A 21042-nucleotide genomic window follows, 5' to 3' on the forward strand; every position below is an offset into this window, starting at 1 on the left:
GAGCGGCGCGCGACCCGAGGGCTCGAGCGCTCCGGCGGGTCCGGCCGGAGAGGGCTGTGCTAACAAGGCCGAGATGGCTGGGGGCGCCGGCGAGCGGAGTGACGACAGCGCGTCGCGACGCGGTCCGCGCTGGTTTTGGTGGGCGCTGACGACCGTCGGCGTCGCCGCGCTCGGGACGCGCGTCGGCTACGTCCTGATCTCGCGCGCCAACCGCACGTTCGGCGGCGACTCGTACTTCTACCACGCCGGTGCCAACCTGCTGGCGAGCGGCCACGGGTTCATCGAGCCGTTCCTGTACCACAACGGCCAGGTCGCGCAGGCCGCCGAGCACCCGCCCCTCTACCTCGTGTACCTCTCGATCCCGTCGGCGCTCGGCATGACGAGCACGCTCACGCACCTGCTGTGGTCGTGCGTGCTCGGGACGGCCACGGTGGTCGTCGTGGGACTCATCGGTCGCGAGGTGCTGGGTCCGCGGGTCGGGATCATCGCCGCGGCCATCGCGGCGCTGTACCCGAACGTATGGGTCGCGGACGGGTCGCTGCAGGCGGAGACGGCGGCCATGTTCATGACCGCCCTCACGGTGCTCTTCGCCTACCGCTACCTGCGGCGCCCGAGCTGGCCGTGGCTCGCCGCCGCCGGTGCGGCCGCGGGGGCGGCCTCGCTGGCGCGCTCCGAGCTCATCCTGCTCGTGCCCTTCGTCGTCGCGCCGCTGGCGCTCTTGACCCGCACGCGGAGCTTCCGCCAGCAGCTCGAGTGGCTGGCGGCGGCCGGGCTGGCGACGCTGATCGTGATCGGCCCGTGGATCGGCTACAACCTGAATCGCTTCCGCCACCCGGTGTATCTCAGCGTGCAGTACCCGGCGCTGCTCGCGTCGGCGAACTGCGACACCACCTACTACGGCCAGCTCCTCGGGTACTTCTCGGTGGCGTGTGCCGCCGCCGACGCGACCCGTGAGCACGTCGCCGGGGACCAGTCGCAGCAGGCGATCGGCTTCCAGCACGCCGCCGTCACGTACGTCCGGCACCACGAGGGCCGCCTGCCGGTCGTCGTCGCGGCGCGCCTCGGGCGCATCGTCGAGGCCTTCCGACCGGGCCAGAACATCCGCCTCCGCGAGTTCCTCGACGGCATCGAGAGCCCGGTGGCGAACGCCGCCCTCGTCACCTACTACGCCCTCGCGCTCCTCTCGGTCGCCGGTGCGGTCGTCCTGCGGCGACGTCGCGTCACCGGCTACCCGCTCCTGGCCCCGATCGCGGTGGTGCTGATCACGGTGGCGCTGTCGTACGGGAACACGCGCTTCCGAGCCCCCGCCGAGGTCATGCTGGCCGTCCTCGCCGCGGTGGCGATCGACGCCCTCGTTTCCCGGTTCGCGAGCGCGCGGGCCGGTGGGGGAGCGGTGCCGGCGGAGCCGGAGCCCGTGGGCGCCGCCGCTCCCGTGGGCGCCGGCGGGCCTCGGGAGCCGTGACCGTCCCGGCCCGGCCGCGAATCGGCCGGGCGCTGCCCGCGCTCCCTACGGCAGGCGCTTCAGCGCCCGCAGCAGCCCGAGCCGAGCGGGGGACTGATGGTGCGAGCCGCTCGCCCCGTCGAGCTCGTGGCGGTGGGCGAGGAACCACTCGTAGGACTCGACGAGCATCGACGCGTTCGAGTGGCGAGGCTCCCACCCGAGCTCGGTGCGGGCCTTCGTGATGTCGAACCAGAGCGACTCGCCGTAGAGGAGCCAGTGGTAGGGGGCGAACGGGGCCAGGCCGAGCCGGGCCAGGCCCTGCATCGCGGCCCGGCTGGGCCCGATCGGTAGGGACCGCACCGTCGACCCGGTGCCGGCGTGATCGACGAGGGCTTGCAGCGTCTCGCGCATCGTCCCGAACTCGCCCGCGCCCACGTTGTAGACGGCCGGGCCCTCACGGTCCGCGGCGCGCAGGCAGGCGTCGGCGAGGTCGGAGGCGTGGACGAGCTGGTACCGGTTGGCGCCCCGGCTGAGCACGTAGACCGGCGCGCCGTCGGCCACGAAGTCGAACAGCACCGCCATGATCCCGAGGCGGCCGTGGCCGAGGATCGTCCGGGGCCGGATGACGGTGACGTCGAGCCCGGCTCGGGCCGCCTCCTGGCACAGCAGCTCGGCCTCGAGCTTGGCCCGCCCGTAGTCCTCGAGCGGCCGGCGCCGGGAATCCTCGGTGACGGGGTTGGCGTCGGGGATGCCGAACACGGCGCTCGAGGACGTGTGCACGACCTTGGCCACGCCGGCGTCGCGCGCCGCCACGAGCAGGTTGGCCGTGCCGACCACGTTCACCGACCGGAACAGCCGGCGATCCCGAGCCAGCGGGACCTGGGCCACGTTGTGGAGCACGACGTCGACGTCCTCGCACGCGGTCCGGAGCGCGTCTCGGTCCCGCACGTCGCCCGCCACCCACTCGAGCTCGTCCCGGCGCGCGGGCTCGTGGCGGTCGAAGACCCGCACCGTGTCGCCGCGCGCCAGCAGCCGCTCCACGAGCCCGCCCCCGAAGTAGCCGCTGCCCCCGGTCACGAGCACCGCTCGTCCGCTCACAGCGGCGCCCCGTGCTCGAGGCACCACCGCACGCTGGCGCGCATCCCCTCGAGGAGCGCGACCTCGGGCTGGTAGTCGAGCTCGACCCGGGCCCGGGAGATGTCGCAGACGATGGTGTCCTTCAGCTCACCGAGGACGTGCACGGCCTGCACGTAGCGCCCCTGGCTCTGGAGGAGGCGGTCGAGCCGGGCCGCCAGCACGCCGGCCGCGGTCGGGAGTCGCGGCTGGCGGTGCGACACCCGCAGCCCCTCGGCCTCGAGCGCGCTGCGGACGGTGTCGAGGACCTCTTGGAGCTGGTGGGGCTCGGCGTCGGCGATCCAGTACGCGCGTCCCGGCGCCGCCGCCGCCACCTCGGCGCGGAGCAGCCCGTGGACGAGGTTGCCGGTGTACACGAGCGAGCGTCGGTTCGTGCCCGTCCCGGGGAGCGGGAACCGGCCGCGTCGGACCGCGGCGAAGAAGCGGGTCTGCCGGGCGGGCTGGAACGGGCCGTAGAACCACGGCGGCCGCACGATCACGGTGGCGAGGTCGCCGCGGTCGTGGCTCAGCTGGACCAGCTGCTCGGCCTCGAGCTTCGACTTCCCGTAGCCCAGGTACGGGTCGTACGGGGAGTCCTCGGTGAACCGGTCGGTCGGGGTGGCGTTGGCGCCGAACGGGGAGTTCGACGAGACGTGGAGGAAGCGCGTCGCGCCCGCCCGGCGGGAGCGGTCGAGGACGAGCTGGGTGCCGCCGACGTTCACGTCGAAGAGCTCCCGAACCTCTCGCTCGGGGTGGATCACGCCGGCGGCGTGGAACACCGTCGGGGCCCGGACGCCGTCGAAGAGCCGGTCCAGGGTGACCGGATCCCGGATGTCTCCGACCAGCGCCTCGATCCCGGGGGCGACGTTCTCGAGGAGGGGCGCGTCGTCCCGGTCGCGGACGAGGCAGCGGACGTGCTCCCGCGTCGGCGCCAGCGCCCGCACCAGGTTCTGGCCCAGCCATCCGGCGGCGCCGGTGACGACCGCGACCGACGACGGCGCCACGTCGGGCCGCGAGGTCGAGGGCTCCGCCTGCACGGGGCACGTCTTACCAGGCCCGATCGGGCCGACCCGCCCGGCGCGCCGCGAGACCGATCGGGAGCGGGTGGACGCCACCCGGGCCGGCCGCCTCGGCTCGGGGGGCCTCAGGCGTCGAGGTAGGCGTCGATCGTCCGGTGCATGTGCAGGAGGTTCGACTCCTGCCGCGGGTTCAGCCGCAGCCCGACGAAGCCCCGCGACTTCATCCCGGCCTGGACCCGCTCCATGTTGGCGTAGTCCTGGTTCGTGATCGTGCCCCAGTCCCGGTCCCGCCAGTCCGGGTACGACCGGTGCTCGGGCGGCCGCCAGGGCCGGTCCGGCCGGGGCCACTCGAGCACCCACGTGTCCTTGATGGCGGAATCGACGTCGACGCCGTTCGGGCGGACCCGGAACAGGATGGCGCTGCCCGGGTAGATCGGGCCGACCAGGTTCGGGAACACGTACACGTCGTCGGCGCTCGTCATCTGCTCGGGGTCGAGGCCGTCCACGTCGACGCCCCGGCGGCGCAGCAGCTCGCGGCGACGCTGCTGGTAGGCCTCGAGCAGGCCCTGGTCCGCGGGCGGCGCCGCCCGCAGCTCGTCGACGAGGGCCCGCTCCTCGTGGAGGAAGGCGCCGCCGAGCCCGCCGACGAGCCCGGCCAGGATCTCCCCCTCGTCGACCTCGTCGTCGGCGAGCCCGAGCCGGGGGCTCGGGCGGAGGCGACGTCGCGCGCTGGGGAGCCGCCCGTAGTGGGCGTGCTTCCCGAGCTGCTCGTACTCGATGCTCACGTCGTCGGTCCACGGCAGCAGCTGGGGATGGGTGCCCTGCACGTGGTAGGCCTCGTTGAAGGCGTCCACCACCACCTTCCAGTTCGCGGGCAGCACCGTGGTCAGGTGGGACCGCAGCCGCAGCGCCTCGAGGTGGTACGGGCCGAGCAGGCCCGGGAGCGGGTCCAGGAACTCGAGGAGCGGCTCCGCGTCCGGGTCGAGGTTCACGAACACGAACCCGCCCCACCGCTCGCAGCGGACCTCGGTGAGCCCGAGCCCGGCGGGGACGGATCCGAACTCGTGGGCGTCGACGATCTCGAGCAGGCGGCCGTCGACGCCGTAGCGCCAGCCGTGGAAGGGGCAGGTCAGGGTGCCGTCGTCGGCGTGGCCGCAGCCGTCGGCGAGCCGGGTGCCGCGATGGAGGCAGGCGTTGTAGAAGGCCCGGATCGAATCGGGCCCGGCGCGCGCCACGAGCAGCGACTCCTCGCCGATCGTGTACTCGCAGTAGTCGCCGACGGAGCCGACCTGCTCCTCCCGGCAGGCGACCTGCCAGACCCGGGACCAGAGCCGCTCGAGCTCGAGCTGGAGGAAGGCGGGCGACACGTACCGCTCCTTCGGGATCAGCCCGTCCGACCCGCCGCGCATGCGCCGACGGTAGCGTCGGGCCGCCCGATGGAGTTCAACCTCGCCGACCTCTTCGAGTGCGTCGTCGACCACGTGGGCGACCGCGTCGCCGTGACCTGCGGGGAGCGGCACCTCACCTACGCGGCGCTTGACGCCCGGGCCAACCGGCTCGCCCACGGCCTCGCCGCGCTCGGGGTCGAGGCCGGGGAGCACGTCGCCTGCTACCTCCACACCAGCGTCGAGTACCTCGAGACGCTGCTGGCCTGCTACAAGATCCGGGCCGTCCCGGTGAACGTGAACGACCGCTACGTCGCCGACGAGCTCGCCTACGTATGCCGCGACGCCGACGCCGTCGTCCTCGTCCACGACGACGACCTCCGCCCCCAGGTCGAGGGCCTCGCGGCGCGGGTCGAGACGCTGCGCCGGACGGTCGCGGTCGGCGACGGCGAGTACGGGGCCCTCGTCGCCGGGCGCGACCCCGGGCGCAACTTCGGGCCCCGATCCGCCGACGACCGCTACATCCTCTATACCGGCGGGACGACCGGGCGCCCGAAGGGCGTCGTGTGGCGCCACGAGGACATCTTCTTCGCCGCCCTCGGCGGCGGGAACGCCGGCGGCCCGCCGATCACGCGCCCCGAGGCGATCGGCCCGGCCGCGGTCACGAACCGGGCCCAGCGCTTGGGCCCGTTCCTCCCGCCCGGCGACCCCGGCCCGGAGCAGTTCGTCGCCCTCGCGCTCGGCCCGCTCGCCCACGCCAGCGGCCAGTGGTCGGCGCTCGGCACCCTGCTCGGCGGCGGCCGGGTGGTCCTGTACCCCGGCCGCCACTTGGACCTCCGGGAGGTGCTCGAGCTCGTCGAGCGGGAGCGCGTGGGCATGCTGAACCTGGTCGGGGACGCCAGCGGCCGGCCGCTCCTCGACGAGCTGCGCGCCGCCCCGGGCCGGCACGACACGTCGTCGCTGCGGGTCCTCGGCTCGGGGGGCAGCCTGCTGTCGGCCGACGTGAAGGCGGGGCTCCTGGCCGCGCTGCCGTCGGTCCTCACGGTCCTCGAGGCCGTCGGCTCGTCGGAGGCGCCGGTCCAGGCGCTCGCCCTCGTCGGCCCGGACCAGCCGGGGTCGGAGTCGCTGCGCTTCGCGCACCGTGACACCACGATGGTCGTCGACGAGGACCTGCGGCCCGTCAGCCCCGGCTCGGGGCAGGTGGGGCGCCTGGCCACGACCGGCCGGACCCCGCTCGGCTACTACAAGGACCCCGCCAAGAGCGCGGCCACGTTCGTGGAGATCGACGGCCGACGCTGGACCCTGCCCGGCGACATGGCGACCGTCGACGCCGACGGCGGCATCCGGCTCCTCGGCCGGGGCTCGATGTCGATCAACACCGGCGGCGAGAAGGTCTACCCCGAGGAGGTCGAGGCCGTCCTCCGGGCCCACCCCGCCGTCGCCGACGCCGTGGTCGTCGGCGTCCCCGACCCGCGGTGGGGGGAGCGGGTCGTGGCCGTCGTGGCGCCCGCGGGCGAGCCGTCCCCGTCGCTCGAGGACCTCCAGGCCCACTGCCGGTCCCGGCTGGCCGGCTACAAGGTCCCCCGCGTCCTGCACCTCGTGGAGCGGGTCGCCCGCTCGGCCGCCGGCAAGCCCGACTACCCGCAGATCCGCGCCGGCCTCGACGGGCGGTAGCCGACGCCGGATCGGGCTTCAGAACTCGCGGCGGGCTGCCGACGTTGGAACCACGAGGACCCCGACTGGGAGGTCGCCATGGTCCAGCTCCTGAGCCCCGCCACCGTCCCGCTGGCCGGGCACATCGTGGCCTGCCCGTGCTGCGGGTTCGCCCACGCCCTGCGCCCGATCGGGCATCGCGACTCGAGGCTGGTCGTGGACTGCGGCGAGCGCACCCTCGTGATGGGCAACGGCGGCACCCTGTACCGCCGCCCCCGCGTCGTCACCGAACCCGCCTGAGCCTCCCCCGGCCGCTCAGCCGTCGGCGTCGGGGCCCCAGTCCCCCCGTCGCCGCGAGCGGACGAGCTCCACCACCGCGTCGGCCGCCAGCAGCAGCACCGCGAGCAGCGCCACGACGTGGACGGCGTCGAAGAACGTCGGCCACTCGAAGACCGCCGGGTACAGGTGCCGCGTCTGCTGCACCACGACGTAGGCGCCGGCCGCCGCCAGCGCCGCGGGGGCGCCGACCGTGAGCAGCCACCGCAGCGGCGGGCGCAGCAGCACCGCCAGCGTCACCGCGCCCACGACGAGGCCCATCCACCAGGTGACGAGCAGCGAGGAGGCGATCGCGACCGCCAGCGTCGTCGAGACCACGGCCCGACGGGACGGCGGCGAGCCCGACGAGCCGAACGGCGACCGGAACGCGAGCGGACGGTCGACGTGGGCGGCGTCGACCGGGATGCGGGGCCGTCGCGGCCGCAGCGCCAGGGCCGTGCAGAGGACCATCGTCACCGCCGAGATCGCGAGCGCGATCCAGATGCGCCGCTGCGGCGTCCACGTGAACGTGACCGACAGCGGACGTCCGTCCTTCGGGTTGACCCGCCACCCGTTCGAGATGCCGTCGACGAGCTTCGGGGCGCCGAGGTCGTGTCCGTTCACGGTGGCGCGCCAGCCGCTGTTGAAGCTCTCGCCGAGCACGAGCCAGAACGGGCCGGTGGGGTGCTGGACCCGAGCGTGGATCGTGGTCTCGCCGTTGCCCGTGACGTGCACGCGCGGGGCCGCGGCGGCCGGCGCCGCGGTGCTGCCGGCCGGCGCGTCGAGCGCCACCCCGGCCCCGCCGATGCCGGAGGCCAGGACGAGCCCGTCGAGGTTGATCCCGGTGCTCGCCCCGGGCGTCGCCCGCAGCTCGTGAGCGCCGGCGCCGAGGCGGAGCGGCGCCGCGGCGCCGCCCGACGGGTTGCACGACTCGACGGTGGCGGTGCCCCCGGAGGCGGCGGTGGCGGCGGAACCGACCACCCGGACCGGGTACGGCCGGCCGTCGACGGTCAGCAGGTCGGCGCGGCAGTCGCCGGGCAGCGTCGCCGGCAGCGGCGGCCGCTGCACGCCCGGGATCCCGAGCTCGGCGATGCCGACCGGCAGCGGCGTCGGGAGGTTCGTGTAGTACTCGGTCGTGTCGACGGGCCGCACCGCGGTGATGGTGACGCGCACGTCGGCGCCGGTCAGCGCCGGGAACCGCACCGGCGCGCTGACGGTCGCGTTCTCGGCCGGCTGGTCGGGGACCGGGGGCACGCTCACGGTCCGGGTCTGGCCGCCGGCGTCGATCTGCAGCTGGGTCGGGACCGAGTGCCGGCCGTCGGCGACGACCTGCAGGTCGAGGTGGTCGACGGTGGTCGGGTGGGCGAGCCGGACGTCGATCCACTGCCCGGTCGGGTCGCCCACCTGGGTCGTCCACGCCGTGGCCGGGTTGCCGTCGAGCGCCGAGGAGGCCCGGGCCAGGGCGGTCGTGGTCAGGTGCTCCGACGCGGTCGCGGTCACCCCGCCGGCGCTCGCGCCGGGGATCCCGAGGGCGGCGTCGAGGGCCGGGTCGGGGGCGCCGAGGTCGAGCCGGGCCGTGCCGACGAGGCCGAAGTCGCGCGCCGACGGCACCGTGAACGACCGCACGAGCGACGTCTCCTCCTCGGCGGTGTTCGGCGGCGCCAACACCGTGCGGAGGCGGGTCATCTCGTAGACGAGGGGGTGCGAGGTCGAGCGCGCCGCCGGGGACGACACCAGGTCGGTCGGCATGCGGACGACCTCGTCGACGTGCACGTCGCGGGTCGGCGCGGCGTCGTCGTGGAGCCGGATCTCGGCGAAGCCGACGCCGCTGGCGTGCGGGTAGGTCGGCTGGGGGCCGAGGTTGTCGGCGTCGACCGTGATCTCGAGCCGCGAGAAGTGGCGGCGGGGGAACGTCACCGTCTGGCCGGCGGCGGTCCGGGAGGCGGGGCCGAGGCCGACGGTCACCGGCGCGCCCGCGGCCTGGCCCCGGTCCGAGAACCGCAGGGTGGCGCGGGTGATGTACCGGTCGCGGGGGCCGGTGAGCGGCTGGACCAGGTTCACGGTGCCGGTCGTGATCGGCCGGTCGAGGTCGGCCCGGAGGCGCTGCCCGTCGACGGCGTCGAAGGCGCCGACGGTCCAGGCCGTGCTCAGGTCGCCGTCGAACGCGCGCGCCGGGCGGTCCGCGGGCAGGTACCGGGCCGACGAGCCGTACCCGGTCGCCGAGACCGTGACGCCGCGCTGCTCCATGACGGTGGCGGCGTTCTCACCCGCGCCCGGGAACACGTTGAGCTGATTGTCGTTCGTGTCGGTCACGAGCGGCTGCTCGCCGGGGCGCTCGGTGTACCCGAGCTTGTAGTTGACGTTGTCCCAGCGCTGGGCCCGCTTGCGGTTCGTGTCGGTGACGACGAGGACGCTGTTGCCGTCGACGGCCCGGCGCAGGCCGGCCGGGTCCCCGGCGAACGACGCCGAGTACTGCACGAGCTCCTGCCCGGTGAGGAGGCGGGACTGGGCCAGGTCGATGAGGCCCTCGCCGTCACCCGAGACGAGCACCGACGGGCCCGCGGCGTCGGCGCGCGCGATCGGGCGGGGCGACTGGACCGGGTAGTCCACGACCGGGGCCGGGTCCGGGGTCCCCGCCGGCAGCGCGAGCTCGCGCGCGTCGAGGAGGGGCAGCGTCAGCGGCGGGCTGAGGCCGTGGCCGAAGCCGGTGGGGGGCTGGAGCCCGGTCGGCGTCGGGGTGAAGAGGACCGACGTGTCCTTCGGGCGGGCGAGGTCGAAGCGGTCGACCTGGAGGTCGTTGCGGAGCACCAGGTCCCCGACGCCGAGCAGCCGCGCGATCGGCGCCACCGACGCCGGCTCCAGCAGCCCGACCTGCAGGCGCCCGTCGAAGGCGTCGAGCAGGTTCGCCGAGGGCGCCGACCCGAACGGGATCAGCTCCCGGGCCGCGTAGGGCCGGTCGGTCAGGCCCGGCGTGATCGGCTCGATGGTGTCGCCCCAGCGGTAGGCGGAGAAGTCGGCGCCCGGCAGCTCGAGGATCCGGGTGTTGTGCGATCCCTTGTCGAGCTTCGCGATGGCGCGGGTCCAGTACGCCGGCAGCGTCTCGTTCCGCTGGAGGTTCTTGCCGTAGTAGGTGCCGTTCCACAGCGCGGGCAGGTTCACGATCACGAGCACGCCGAGCAGCGCGCAGGTCAGGAGCCCCACCGCGCCGAGGCCGCGGTCGGCCAGCCGCCGCGCCACGACGTTCGCACCGACCCCGAGCAGCACCGCGAAGCCGAGCACGACGACGGGCCCGGCGCGCCCGACGCTGCGCAGCGCCAGCCCGACCGTCGAGCCCTCCCCGAACGCCTTCAGCACCGCGCCGACCGGCGACGGGTCGTCGTACGGGTGCGCGCCGACGGCGACGACCACGCCGACGACGACCAGCCCGATGAAGTAGATGCGGTGCCGCCAGCGGACGAACGCCGCCGCCGCCATGGCCAGCACCGGGACCCCGTAGCCGACCACGATCAGCCAGCGCCGCAGCGTGTAGTCGATCGTGGACTCGATCCAGGGCCCCAGCTTGTCGCCGCCGTAGAAGAACCAGTAGCCGAGGCCGCGCTGGATCTCGCCGGCCTGGCCCGCGGTCGACACCGTCTTGATCGTCTCCGTGTACTTCAGGACGTTGAGCCCGTACCCGGCCTGGAGCGTCAAGCCCGTGACCCACCAGAGGGACGCCAGCAGCGTCAGCAGCGTGATCTTCCCGGCGGTGCGCAGCGCCCGCGACAGCGAGACCTCGCGGGAGACCCACACCGCGTACCCGAACCACAGCATCGGCGCCAGCAGCACGAACAGCAGGACGGTGGCCACGACGCTGCCGGCCAGCTGGACCACGATGGCGAAGATGGCGGGGTAGCGCCAGCCGCCCTCGCGGAGCGCCCGGATCACGATGCCGACCAGCCACGGCAGCGACGCCCACGCCACGAGCTGGATCGACAGCCGCGACGCGTACTGCAGGAGGTACGGGCTCAGCATGAACGCGAGCGCGGCGACGACGACCCCCGGGCCGCGGACGTGCAGGGTGCGGAGCAGGAACAGCACGCCGAGCCCGGCGGCGAAGATGATCGAGCCCAGCCACAGCCGCTGCGCCACCCACGCGGGCACGCCGGCGGTCTCGAGGACCCAGTAGAACGGGCCGGCCGGGAACAGGTAGCCGATGTTCTCGTGGGTGACGGTGCCGAAGGCGGTGTTGCCCTGCCACAGGTAGGGCGCGCGGGCCAGCAGCCGGCCCGGGTCGAGGTAGAAGTACTGCTTCGTGTCGGCGACGACGCGGCCGGGCGACGTCCGCAGCAGCGGCACGTAGGCCAGCACCGCCAGCAGCGAGTAGCCGACCGCCCGCAGCCCGCGGCTGCTGGTCGGCGTCGGCGGTGCCGCGGCCCGTTCCGCGACGGCGACCGCCGGCGCGCTCATCGACGAGCGGACCGGGCGCGGAAGCGGATCGCCTCGGCTGCCAGTACCTCCAGCACGCCGAGTGCCGACGCCTCCCACTGCATGTTCGAGGCGCGGGCGACGGCGCCGGCCCCGAGGCGAGCCCGCAGGTCCGGGTCGCCGATCAGCTGGTCGAGCGCGCCGACGAGCTCGTCGCGGCCCTGGACCAGGATCCCGCTGCGACCGTCCTCGACCGCGTCGAGGTGCCCGGCGATGCGCGTCGCCACCGCGGGTGTGCCGCACGCGGCCGCCTCGGTGATGCTCATGCCCCAGCCCTCACGCGCCGACGTGCTGGCCAGCACCCACGCCCGCCGGTAGAGGTCGACGACGGCCTCGTCGGCGATGCGGCCGGGCAGCCGGATCCAGTCCTCGGCCCGGCTGGCGTGGAGCTGGGCCTCGAGGTCGTCCCGCATGTAGCCGTCCCCGGCGATCACCGCCTCGAGGTCCGGGTGCCGGCGCTTCAGCGCCACGAGCGCGTCGATGAGCAGCTCGAAGCGCTTGACCGGGACGAGGCGGCCGACGGCGATGACGAGCGGGGTCGGTGACTTCGCGCCGCCTGGCGTGTACCGCGGGTGCACGCCGGGGTGGACGACGGTCACCCGGCTCGGCCGGAACCCCATCGCCTGGACCAGCTCCTGCTTGCTCGACTCCGACGGCGTGACGATCGGGACGTGCCGGTAGAAGGGCGGCGCCAGCTGCGATTCGATGAAGCTCCCGAGCGCGGCGAGGCGCGGCGGCAGCGTCATCTGCCACATCTCGGCGTGGAGATGGTGGATGCAGGTGATGTGGGGGGTGCGGGCCCACACCGGCGAGAAGAACGGCATCCCGTTCCAGACCTCGACGAGCCCGTCCCGGCCGCCGTGCCAGCCGAGCATCTCGCTGACGGCGGCGCGGGGGAACACGAGGTAGCGGCCGGCCTTGCGGATCACCCGGTACCCGTCCCGCCAGGCCACGGGGGGCCGCCCGGCCGCGAACGAGGCCCGCATCGTCACCTCGAGGCCGGCCTCGGCCCAGTACTTGGCGAGGTTCGACGCCGAGATCTCCGACCCGCCCGCCTCGGGGTCGTCGAGGTCCCGCCAGGCCAGCATGCTCACGCGGCGGAGCCCGGCCTCGGCCGCGACGCTGCCGATCTTGGCGATGGTGGCGTCGTGATCGGTCATCACAGGTGGCGACGCAGTCGGGTCCGGGCCCCTCCGACCGTTCGAGCCCAGCCCCAGGACGGCGGGCGCAGCCTACGCGACCGGGTCGTCCGCCGACCGGTCGGGCGACGCCGGCGCGACCGGTGTCGGGCCCCCCGGCCTTTGGCCCGGCGCCGTCGCAGGCCCCAGAATGACCGGATCGAAGGACCGTCCGAGCCCGTGACCGCGCCCGCCGCAGGCGGCTTCGACGACGCGCTGCGCGTCGTCGCCGACGTGGCGGGATGGATGACGGACGCGCAGGCCCGGCGGCTCTGGGACCGAGCCGCCGCGGTGCCGGCGGGGGGCCGGATCGTCGAGATCGGCAGCTACCACGGCCGGTCGGCGATCGTGCTCGGCCGGGCCGCGGCCCCGACCGTCGAGGTGGTCGCGATCGACCCCCACGCCGGCAACGACCGCGGCCCCCAGGAGATCCACGGCAGCGCCGACGAGGGGGAGCGGGACCACCAGGCCTTCCTCGCCAACCTCGAGCGGGGCGGCGTGCGGGGCCGGGTGCGGCACGTGCGCGCCGCGTCCCAGCGGGCGTCGGCGGCGGTGGACGGGCCGATCGACCTCCTCTACATCGACGGCGCCCACCGCTACCGGCCCGCTCGCGACGACATCCGCCTCTGGGGGGCGCGGGTCGCCGACGGCGGCACGATGCTCATCCACGACTCGTTCTGCTCGGTCGGGGTGACGGCGGCGATCCTCACCGAGCTGCTGGCCCGCGGCGACCTGCGGTACGTGGACCGGGTCGGGTCGCTCGCCGAGTACCGACGGGCGACGCCCCGACCGGGCGACCGGTGGCGCAGCGCGGCTCGCCAGCTGGCCCAGCTCCCGTACTTCGCGCGGAGCGTCCTCGTGAAGGTGCTGCTCGTGCTCCGGCTCCGGCCCCTCACCCGGCTCCTCGGGCATCGCTCCGGCGACTGGCCCTACTGAGCGCGGCGGACCGCGCCGGGCCCACCGGCGGCCCGCGCTCCCGTCCCTGACCGCGTCGAGACCGGGCTCCAGAACTTTCGGCGGGCTGCCGACGTTGGAACCGACGAGGACTCCGAGGGAGGTCGCCGTGGTCCAGCTCCTGAGCGTCGCCACCGTCCCGCTGGCGGGGCACATCGTGGCCTGCCCGTGCTGCGGGTTCGCCCACGCCCTGCGCCCGATCGGGCACCGCGACTCGCGGCTGTCGTGGACTGCGGCGCACTCTCGTGATGGGCGAGGGGGCCACCCTCTACCGCCGCCCCCGCGTCGTCACCCACCCCGCCTGAGCCGCGGCCGCGCGCCGGCGCGGGCAGCGGACGGGAAGGACGGGACGGCCCCGGCGTCCGATCGGCCAGACTGGGCGGTCGATGCGGACCCACCTGTCCCACCTCGAGGCGCTCGAGGCCGAGGCCATCCACATCCTGCGGGAGGTCGCGGCCGAGTTCGAGCGGCCGGTGCTGCTCTTCTCGGGCGGCAAGGACTCGGCCGTCATGCTCCGCCTGGCCGAGAAGGCGTTCTGGCCCGCCCGGCTGCCGTTCCCGGTCATGCACGTCGACACCGGCCACAACTTCGACGAGGTGCTCGAGTTCCGGGACCGCCGGGTCGCCGAGCTCGGCGCCCAGCTCGTCGTGGCGTCGGTCCAGGCCTCGATCGACGCCGGCCGGGTCGTCGAGGAGGCCGGCCCCCGCGCCTCCCGCAACCGGCTCCAGACCGTCACGTTGCTCGACGCGATCACCGAGCACGGGTTCGACGCCGTGTTCGGCGGGGGTCGCCGCGACGAGGAGAAGGCCCGGGCGAAGGAGCGGGTGTACTCGTTCCGGGACGAGTTCGGCCAGTGGGACCCGAAGAGCCAGCGGCCGGAGCTGTGGAGCCTCTACAACGGCCGGCACCGCAAGGGGGAGCACATCCGGGTGTTCCCGCTGTCGAACTGGACCGAGCTCGACGTCTGGCAGTACATCGCCGCCGACGAGGTCGAGCTCCCGTCCATCTACTACGCCCACCGGCGGCCGGTGATCCGCCGCGACGGCATGCTCCTGGCGGTGACCCCCTACCTGGGGGCCCTCGACGGCGAGATCCCCGAGGAGCTGATGGTGCGGTTCCGCACCGTCGGCGACGCCACCTGCACCGGCGCCGTCGAGTCCCCGGCCGCCACCGTCGAGGAGGTCATCGCCGAGGTGGCGGCGTCCCGGATCACCGAGCGCGGCGCCACCCGGGCCGACGACCGCATCTCCGAGGCCGGCATGGAGGACCGCAAGCGCGAGGGGTACTTCTAGCGATGGAGCTGCTGCGCTTCGCCACCGCCGGGTCCGTCGACGACGGCAAGAGCACCCTCATCGGGCGGCTGCTGCTCGAGACGAAGCAGATCTTCGAGGACCAGCTCGAGGCGGTCGAGCGGACCAGCCGCGACCGGGGCTTCGACTACACGAACCTGGCCCTGCTCACCGACGGGCTGCGCGCCGAGCGGGAGCAGGGGATCACGATCGACGTCGCCTATCGGTACTTCGCGACGCCGCGCCGCAAGTTCATCATCGCGGACACGCCGGGCCACATCCAGTACACGCGCAACATGGTGACCGGCGCGTCGACCGCGGACCTCGCGCTCGTGCTCGTCGACGCGCGCAAGGGCGTGCTCGAGCAGTCGCGCCGCCACGCGGTGATCGCCTCGCTCCTCCAGGTGAAGCACCTCGTGCTCTGCGTCAACAAGCTGGACCTCGTCGACTTCGACGAGCGCCGGTTCGACGACATCTGCGCCGAGTTCACCGAGTTCGCGGCCAAGCTCGACATCGACGACCTCACGTTCGTCCCCGTGTCGGCGCTACACGGCGACAACGTCGTCGCCCACTCGCCGAACACCCCCTGGTACGAGGGTCCGACGTTGCTCCACCACCTCGAGCACGTCTACATCGGATCGGACCGCAACCTGATCGACGCCCGGTTCCCCGTCCAGTACGTGATCCGGCCCATCAGCCACGACCACCACGACTACCGGGGCTACGCCGGGCAGGTGGCGAGCGGCATGTTCCGGCCCGGCGACGAGGTCCTGGTGCTGCCGAGCGGGTTCACGACCACGGTGGCGAGCATCGACGAGTTCGGCGGCCCGATCGAAGAGGCGATCCCGCCTCAGTCGGTCAGCATCCGGCTCGCCGACGACCTCGACGTCAGCCGCGGGGACCTGCTGTGCCGGCCCCACAACGCCCCGACCGTCAGCCAGGACATCGACGCCATGGTGTGCTGGTTCACCGAGCGCCCGCTGCGTGAAGGCGCCGTCTTCGGCATCAAGCACACGACCCGAGCCGCCCGCGCCCGGGTCCAGCACCTCCAGTATCGCCTCGACGTCAACACCCTGCACCGGGACGAGCACCACCAGGCCCTCGCCATGAACGACGTCGGTCGCGTCAGCCTGCGCTGCACGGTCCCGCTCTTCGTCGACGAGTACCGGCGCAACCGCGTCACCGGGTCGTTCATCCTCATCGACGAGGCGACGTTCGAGACCGTCGGCGCCGGGATGGTGCTGGGCGCGTCGGCGGCGTGAGCGGCCGTCCCGTCAGCCCCGACGTCGTCTGGCACGAGGGTGGCGTCCCGCGCGCCGACCGGTGGGGAGCCGCCGGCGTGCACGGCGCCACGGTGTGGCTCACCGGCCTCCCGGGATCCGGCAAGTCGACGGTCGCCTCGGCGCTCACCGCCGCGCTCACGACCCGGGGCGTCCTCTCGTACTCGCTCGACGGCGACAACCTGCGGCACGGCCTGAACGGGGACCTGGGCTTCTCGGCCGAGGACCGGGCCGAGAACGTGCGTCGGGTGGCCGAGGTGGCGCGCCTGTGCGCCGACGCCGGCGTCGTGGCGTGCGTGCCGGTCATCAGCCCCTACCGGGCCGGGCGGGACCACGCCCGGTCGATCCACGAGGCGAGCGACCTCGTGTTCGTCGAGGTGTTCGTCGACGCCCCGCTCGCCGTCTGCGAGGCCCGCGACCCGAAGGGCCTCTACCGGCGGGCCCGGGCCGGCGAGCTGCGCGGCCTCACCGGTGTCGACGACCCGTACGAGGCGCCGACCGAGCCCGACCTCGTCGTGGCCACCGCGGACGTGTCACCCCTGGCCGCGGCCGGCCTCATCGTGGCGGCGCTGCGGGCGCGAGGCGTCGTGGCATGATCCGGACCGGAGGACGAGGAGGAGCGCACGGGTGAGCACCGAGGTCGAGGTCGCCGCGCCGGCCGCCGCGCCGGTCCCGGTCACGCCGGCGCAGGCGGCCGAGCACGAGCTCCTCGTCGCGACGGTGAAGGCCTCGCTCGTCGCGGTGCCGATCTGCGTGGTGATCTGGCTCGGGCTGGTGGCGCTGGCGCTCGCCATCGCCGGGAGCGGCAACTTCGTCGTGGTGCTGCCGATGGCCGGCGGGATCGGGATCGTGGCGGGCGTGTTCTTCGGTGGGTGGGCCGCCTTCCTCGCCAAGGCCCACCTGCTCGACGAGGTCGACCGCGACGCGACCCGGCCCCCGGCCTAGGGCGCCGGGTCAGCCCCCGAAGTCCTCGGTGGCCCAGACCTGGCCGTTGGCGGAGGCGAGGCCGACCCCGACCGAGCTGAACGCGGGCGAGAGGATGTTCGCCCGGTGGTCGGGGGAGTTCATCCAGGCCGTGTGCATGGCGTCGGCGCTCATCGTGGCCGGGCCCCGCAGGATGTTCTCGCCGAGGGTCCGGTAGCCGCCGTAGCCGGGGGACTGGAGCACCGAGGCGAGGTCACGGTGGAAGAACCCGCCGGTCGCGGCGAGGTAGCCGCTCCAGCCCTGGGCCAGGCACGTGAGCTGGCCGTTGGCGGCCAGGCCGGGCAGCCCGGCCTGGGCCCGCGAGCGGTTGACGTCGGCGAGGATCGCCCCGCTGGTGGCGTCCATGCCGCAGCTCTGGCCCGCCGGCGGGGGCGGCCCGGCGGGGGCGCAGGCGGCGCCGACGACGGCCAGGACCGCGGCGCCGGCCAGGGCCCCGCACCACCTGCGCGCCTGACCCATCCTGGACGTCCTCCCGTGCTGTGGCGAGAGGATCGGAGCCGCGACGGCCCACCTTGAGCGCGGGTGGCGGTCCGGCGCCGGACCGCGGGACGGGCGGGGCTAGCCCGGGCCGAGGAGGTCGCGGAACCGGTCGAGGAGCCCGTCGACCCCGGCGCCGTGCAGGGTCATCCCGCCGTCCACGACCAGGTTCTGGCCGGTCACGAAGCGGGCCCGGTCCGAGCAGAGGAAGACCACGACGTCGGCGATGTCCTCGGGCCGCCCGATCCGGGCCAGCGGCGTCTTGGCCTCCATGTGCGGCACGGTCCAGTCGAAGCCTCGGAGCAGCACGTCGGTGAGGCCGGTGTGGATCATCCCGGGCGAGACCGCGTTCACGCGGACCGTGGGCGCGTACTCGAGCGCCGCGGTCGCGGTGAGGGCGGCCACCCCGGCCTTCGCCGCCGCGTACGGCGCCTCCCCGGCGGCCGGCCGGGTGCCGCTGATCGACGCCGTGCTCACGATCGCGCCGCCACCGCTCTCGACGATGAGCGGCGCGCCGACCCGCATCCCGTAGAAGACCCCGCCGAGGTTGAGCCGCACGACCCGATCCCACTCGTCGACGTCCCACTCGTGGATCGGCGCCAGGTTCGAGCCCCCCGCGTTGTTGAAGAGCAGCGTCAGGCCGCCGAGTCCGTCGGCCGCGTCGCGGATCGCGCCCGCCAGCGCGGCGGGGTCGGTGACGTCCACCGCGAAGGCCGGCCCGTCGAGCTCGCGAGCGGTCTCGGCGGCGCCGTCACCGTCCACGTCCAGCACCGCGACCGCGGCGCCCTCGGCGGCCATCGCCCGGCAGGTGGCCCGCCCGATTCCCGACGCCCCGCCGGTGACGACGGCCCGGTGGCCGTCCAGCAGTCCCATGCTCCGCTCCGGTGTCAGCCGCCGCTGACCATCATGGCCGCTCGACCCGACGGCGGTCGCGGGCGCGGCGCGGTCGGGCGTCGCGGCGGGACGGCGGGCTCAGCAGGGGGCGGTGCGGAGCGCGGGCGGCCCGAGGGCGCTCTGGTTCGCGATCGTGGCCTGGCCGACGCCGGTGACCGGGACGCCGCCGGACCCGGAGGACCGGGTGGACTGGCCGGGGATCACGACCTTGCCGCCGGACACCGAGGGGTTGTTCCCGATCCCGGTGCCGCCGAGCCGGGTGATCATCGGGTCGGCGTCCGGCTCCTGGAGGTAGAGCACGCTCTGGCCCTGCTGGTCCGGGCCCTCGGCCGAGGGCACGGTCCGGAACTCGACGTGCTTGGAATCGTTGGGGTTCACGCCGAGGAACGTGTCCACCAGCGTCAGCACGTCGTTGCGGGAGAGGCTGGCGTCGATGGTCAGGTTCTCGAGCACCCGGTTGACGATGGCGTTGGCGGTGAACGGGTTGTCGCGGGCCTTGGAGGCGGCCAGGCTCCCGAGCCGGCGGGTGAAGTCCTGCTGGCGGGCGATGCGGTCGATGTCGGGGACGGCGTCGGCGGTGAGCCAGGCCTGCCGGCGCTGGCTGTAGTAGGTGAGCGTCCGGGAGCGCACGTACTGCAGGGCGTCGTAGCCGGTGAAGCTCTTGCAGCCGGCGAGCGGTGAGTAGAAGCCGGCCTTGTCGTCTCGGGCCGGGTACGGGACATAGACGGGCACGGTCCCGATCGCGTCGACCACGCCCTTGAAGCCCTTGTAGTCGACCTGCACGTAGTGGTTGATGTCGATCCCAAAGTCGGCCTTCATGGTGTCGATGACCTTCTGGGGCCCGCCGTTGTTGGCCGCGTTGATCTTGGCCATCCCTTGGCCCGGTATGCGGACCCAGAGGTCCCGCGGGAACGAGACGATGAGCGCGTGGCGCTGGCCGGGATCGACTCGGACCACCCACATGGTGTCCGAGAGGTTGTCGAGGGCTTGACTGTCGGCGCCCAAGACGAGGAAGTTCAAGGGCCCGCTCGACGCGACTGCGGTGTGGACGCGCACGCGCTTGGCGGCTGCCAGCTTCACGTCGATCACGTAGTTGACGGCGACGACGGCCCCGACCATCGCCAGCGACGCGACAACGAGTGCGATGAGGAGCCTGCCGCCGAACGCGCGCACCGCGCTGCGTCGACGCATCGGGCCCAGGATAGAGAATCGGTCTCCGCGCGCCCGGCACGGTCCGCTGGCTCCGCACCGCGCGTCGAGGGATCGGGTCGCGTCGGTCGAGGTGCCGCGCCGGGCGCGCGACCCCGACCGCGGACCGGCGCCACCACCGACGTCCCTCGTCGCGCGCTCGCCCCGTCGCCGGCCACGACGGCCCGGCCCAAATATCTACTCAGTTCTTCATGCTAACATATCAACATGGGTGAAGGGCACGACGTCGATCTCGCACTGATGGCGCCCGCGACCGCGCACGCGGTGGCGTCGACGATGCAGGCGCTCGCGACCCCGAGCCGGGTCCGAATCCTCAGCCGTCTGGCCGCCGGCGCGTGCTCGGTCGGCGACCTCGCCGACGCCCTCGGCATGGAGCAGTCGGCGGTCTCGCAGCAGCTCCGGCTGCTGCGGCACCTCAACCTCGTGGTCGGGGAACGGCGGGGCCGTCACGTCGTGTACGAGCTCCACGACGACCACGTCGGCGTCCTGCTGGCCCAAGCGGTCTCGCACGCCCAGCACCTCCGCCCCGAGCTGGCGCGGCCGGAAGTCGCCGAGTCGGCGTGAGCGCCACCCCGGCGCTGCTCGCCGCCGCCGGCGTGGCCGTCGGTCACGCGGTGCTTCCCGACCACTGGGTCCCGCTCGCCGTCGTCGGCCGCACGCAGCGGTACTCGCTCGGCCGGGTGACACGCCTCGCCAGCCTCGCCGGCGTCGCCCACGTCCTCACGTCGCTCGTCGTCGGCGCGCTGGTCATCGCGGTCGGGCTGCAGTTCCGGTCCGTCGTCGAGGGCGCGCAGAATCTCGTGGTTGGCGCCGCGCTCGTCATCACCGGCCTGGCGCTCGGCGCGGTCGAGGTCGTGGCCTCGCGCCACCACGGCCACGGCCACGGGATAGGGCACGACGTTCCCCGCGCGCCGGCGGCGCACGAGCCCCGCGATGACCCGGGCACCCCGGGCGGGCACGCTGTCCAACCACCCCGGCGCGAGCGGACGCCGGGCCGACCCGAGCGCCGCCTGCGCGGGGCCGCCGCGGTGATGGTCCCGTTCGGCGCCGCCGCGTCACCCGACCTGACGATCCTGCCCGTCTTCCTGGCCGCGACGACCGCCGGCGTCGCGGCCTCCATCGGCACGCTGCTGGTCTTCGCGCTCGTGACGGTCGTGACGATCGTGGCCCTGACGATCTCGGCGAGCCTCGGCGGACGCCAGATCCAGGCGGGGTGGCTCGACCGGTGGGGCAACGCGGGCACGGCGGCGGTCCTCGTCGTCGTGGGTGCCCTGGTCCTGACCGGCGTCATCTGACCGGGCGCCGCGACCTCGGACTCCCGCTCCCGGCACCCAGAAGACGGCGGCGTCGCCGCACCGCCCCGAATCGGTGCCGTTCCCTCGTCCCC

18 protein-coding genes are annotated in these 21042 nt (G+C 74.3%); 10 read left to right on the forward strand and 8 right to left on the reverse strand.

From position 1 onward, the window contains the following. The first annotated feature begins 73 nt into the window (after nt 1-73). On the forward strand, nt 74-1462 hold the full coding sequence (locus VG869_08860; GenBank protein ID HEV3451302.1) for a glycosyltransferase family 39 protein: 1389 nt from the start codon (nt 74-76) through the stop codon (nt 1460-1462). A 45-nt stretch (nt 1463-1507) separates the two neighbouring features. Here VG869_08860 and VG869_08865 read toward each other — a convergent pair whose 3' ends face one another. The 3 genes from VG869_08865 to VG869_08875 form a co-directional block, all read right to left on the reverse strand. Then, nucleotides 1508-2518: an NAD-dependent epimerase/dehydratase family protein gene (locus VG869_08865; protein ID HEV3451303.1), complete on the reverse strand. Its 1011-nt coding sequence runs from the start codon at nt 2516-2518 to the stop codon at nt 1508-1510. Between the two features lie 17 nt (nt 2519-2535). Further along, nucleotides 2536-3591, reverse strand: coding sequence for an NAD(P)-dependent oxidoreductase (locus tag VG869_08870; GenBank protein HEV3451304.1), 1056 nt, complete (start codon nt 3589-3591; stop codon nt 2536-2538). Between the two features lie 107 nt (nt 3592-3698). Further along, nucleotides 3699-4982, reverse strand: coding sequence for an aromatic ring-hydroxylating dioxygenase subunit alpha (locus VG869_08875; GenBank protein ID HEV3451305.1), 1284 nt, complete (start codon nt 4980-4982; stop codon nt 3699-3701). A 27-nt stretch (nt 4983-5009) separates the two neighbouring features. Between VG869_08875 and VG869_08880 the strand changes: the two genes are divergently transcribed. Beyond that, nucleotides 5010-6632, forward strand: a complete 1623-nt coding sequence (locus VG869_08880) for an AMP-binding protein (protein HEV3451306.1) — start codon at nt 5010-5012, stop codon at nt 6630-6632. Between the two features lie 78 nt (nt 6633-6710). After that, the gene (locus VG869_08885; protein HEV3451307.1) at nt 6711-6911 is read left to right on the forward strand and encodes a hypothetical protein; all 201 of its coding nucleotides are present in this window, start codon (nt 6711-6713) and stop codon (nt 6909-6911) included. A gap of 15 nt (nt 6912-6926) precedes the next feature. Here the strand turns inward: VG869_08885 and VG869_08890 are convergent, their stop codons facing one another. Both VG869_08890 and VG869_08895 read right to left on the reverse strand, forming a co-directional pair. Next, nucleotides 6927-11372, reverse strand: a complete 4446-nt coding sequence (locus VG869_08890) for an alpha-(1->3)-arabinofuranosyltransferase family protein (GenBank protein HEV3451308.1) — start codon at nt 11370-11372, stop codon at nt 6927-6929. Beyond that, on the reverse strand, nt 11369-12550 hold the full coding sequence (locus VG869_08895; protein ID HEV3451309.1) for a glycosyltransferase family 4 protein: 1182 nt from the start codon (nt 12548-12550) through the stop codon (nt 11369-11371). Before VG869_08895 ends, VG869_08890 begins: the two co-directional genes overlap by 4 nt. A 198-nt stretch (nt 12551-12748) precedes the next feature. Between VG869_08895 and VG869_08900 the strand changes: the two genes are divergently transcribed. From VG869_08900 to VG869_08920, 5 genes are all read left to right on the forward strand, one after another. Continuing rightward, a complete protein-coding gene (locus tag VG869_08900) occupies nt 12749-13504 on the forward strand; it encodes a class I SAM-dependent methyltransferase (GenBank protein HEV3451310.1) in 756 nt (251 codons plus the stop codon). A 404-nt stretch (nt 13505-13908) separates the two neighbouring features. Further along, nucleotides 13909-14814, forward strand: a complete 906-nt coding sequence (cysD, locus tag VG869_08905) for a sulfate adenylyltransferase subunit CysD (protein ID HEV3451311.1) — start codon at nt 13909-13911, stop codon at nt 14812-14814. Nucleotides 14815-14816: 2 nt separating this feature from the next. Continuing rightward, complete coding sequence (locus VG869_08910) at nt 14817-16073, forward strand: GTP-binding protein (protein HEV3451312.1); 1257 nt, start codon at nt 14817-14819, stop codon at nt 16071-16073. Next, nucleotides 16070-16687 carry an adenylyl-sulfate kinase gene (gene cysC, locus VG869_08915; protein HEV3451313.1) on the forward strand — a complete coding sequence of 206 codons (618 nt, stop codon included), beginning with the start codon at nt 16070-16072 and terminating at the stop codon, nt 16685-16687. Before VG869_08910 ends, cysC begins: the two co-directional genes overlap by 4 nt. A 31-nt stretch (nt 16688-16718) precedes the next feature. After that, complete coding sequence (locus tag VG869_08920; GenBank protein ID HEV3451314.1) at nt 16719-17036, forward strand: hypothetical protein; 318 nt, start codon at nt 16719-16721, stop codon at nt 17034-17036. A 9-nt stretch (nt 17037-17045) separates the two neighbouring features. Here the strand turns inward: VG869_08920 and VG869_08925 are convergent, their stop codons facing one another. From VG869_08925 to VG869_08935, 3 genes are all read right to left on the reverse strand, one after another. Continuing rightward, nucleotides 17046-17534, reverse strand: coding sequence for a CAP domain-containing protein (locus VG869_08925; GenBank protein ID HEV3451315.1), 489 nt, complete (start codon nt 17532-17534; stop codon nt 17046-17048). Between the two features lie 99 nt (nt 17535-17633). Next, nucleotides 17634-18425, reverse strand: a complete 792-nt coding sequence (locus tag VG869_08930) for an SDR family oxidoreductase (GenBank protein ID HEV3451316.1) — start codon at nt 18423-18425, stop codon at nt 17634-17636. 99 nt (nt 18426-18524) lie between these two features. After that, a complete protein-coding gene (locus VG869_08935) occupies nt 18525-19637 on the reverse strand; it encodes an LCP family protein (GenBank protein ID HEV3451317.1) in 1113 nt (370 codons plus the stop codon). A gap of 225 nt (nt 19638-19862) precedes the next feature. Here VG869_08935 and VG869_08940 point away from each other — a divergent pair, with 225 nt between their 5' ends. After that, nucleotides 19863-20219 (forward strand): metalloregulator ArsR/SmtB family transcription factor, encoded by a 357-nt coding sequence (locus tag VG869_08940; protein HEV3451318.1) that lies wholly within the window; start codon nt 19863-19865, stop codon nt 20217-20219. Continuing rightward, nucleotides 20216-20950, forward strand: a complete 735-nt coding sequence (locus VG869_08945) for a hypothetical protein (protein ID HEV3451319.1) — start codon at nt 20216-20218, stop codon at nt 20948-20950. Before VG869_08940 ends, VG869_08945 begins: the two co-directional genes overlap by 4 nt. Nucleotides 20951-21042: the final 92 nt, after the last annotated feature.

The organism is Acidimicrobiia bacterium (assembly GCA_035948415.1).
Taxonomy (GTDB): Bacteria; Actinomycetota; Acidimicrobiia; order IMCC26256; family PALSA-555; genus PALSA-555.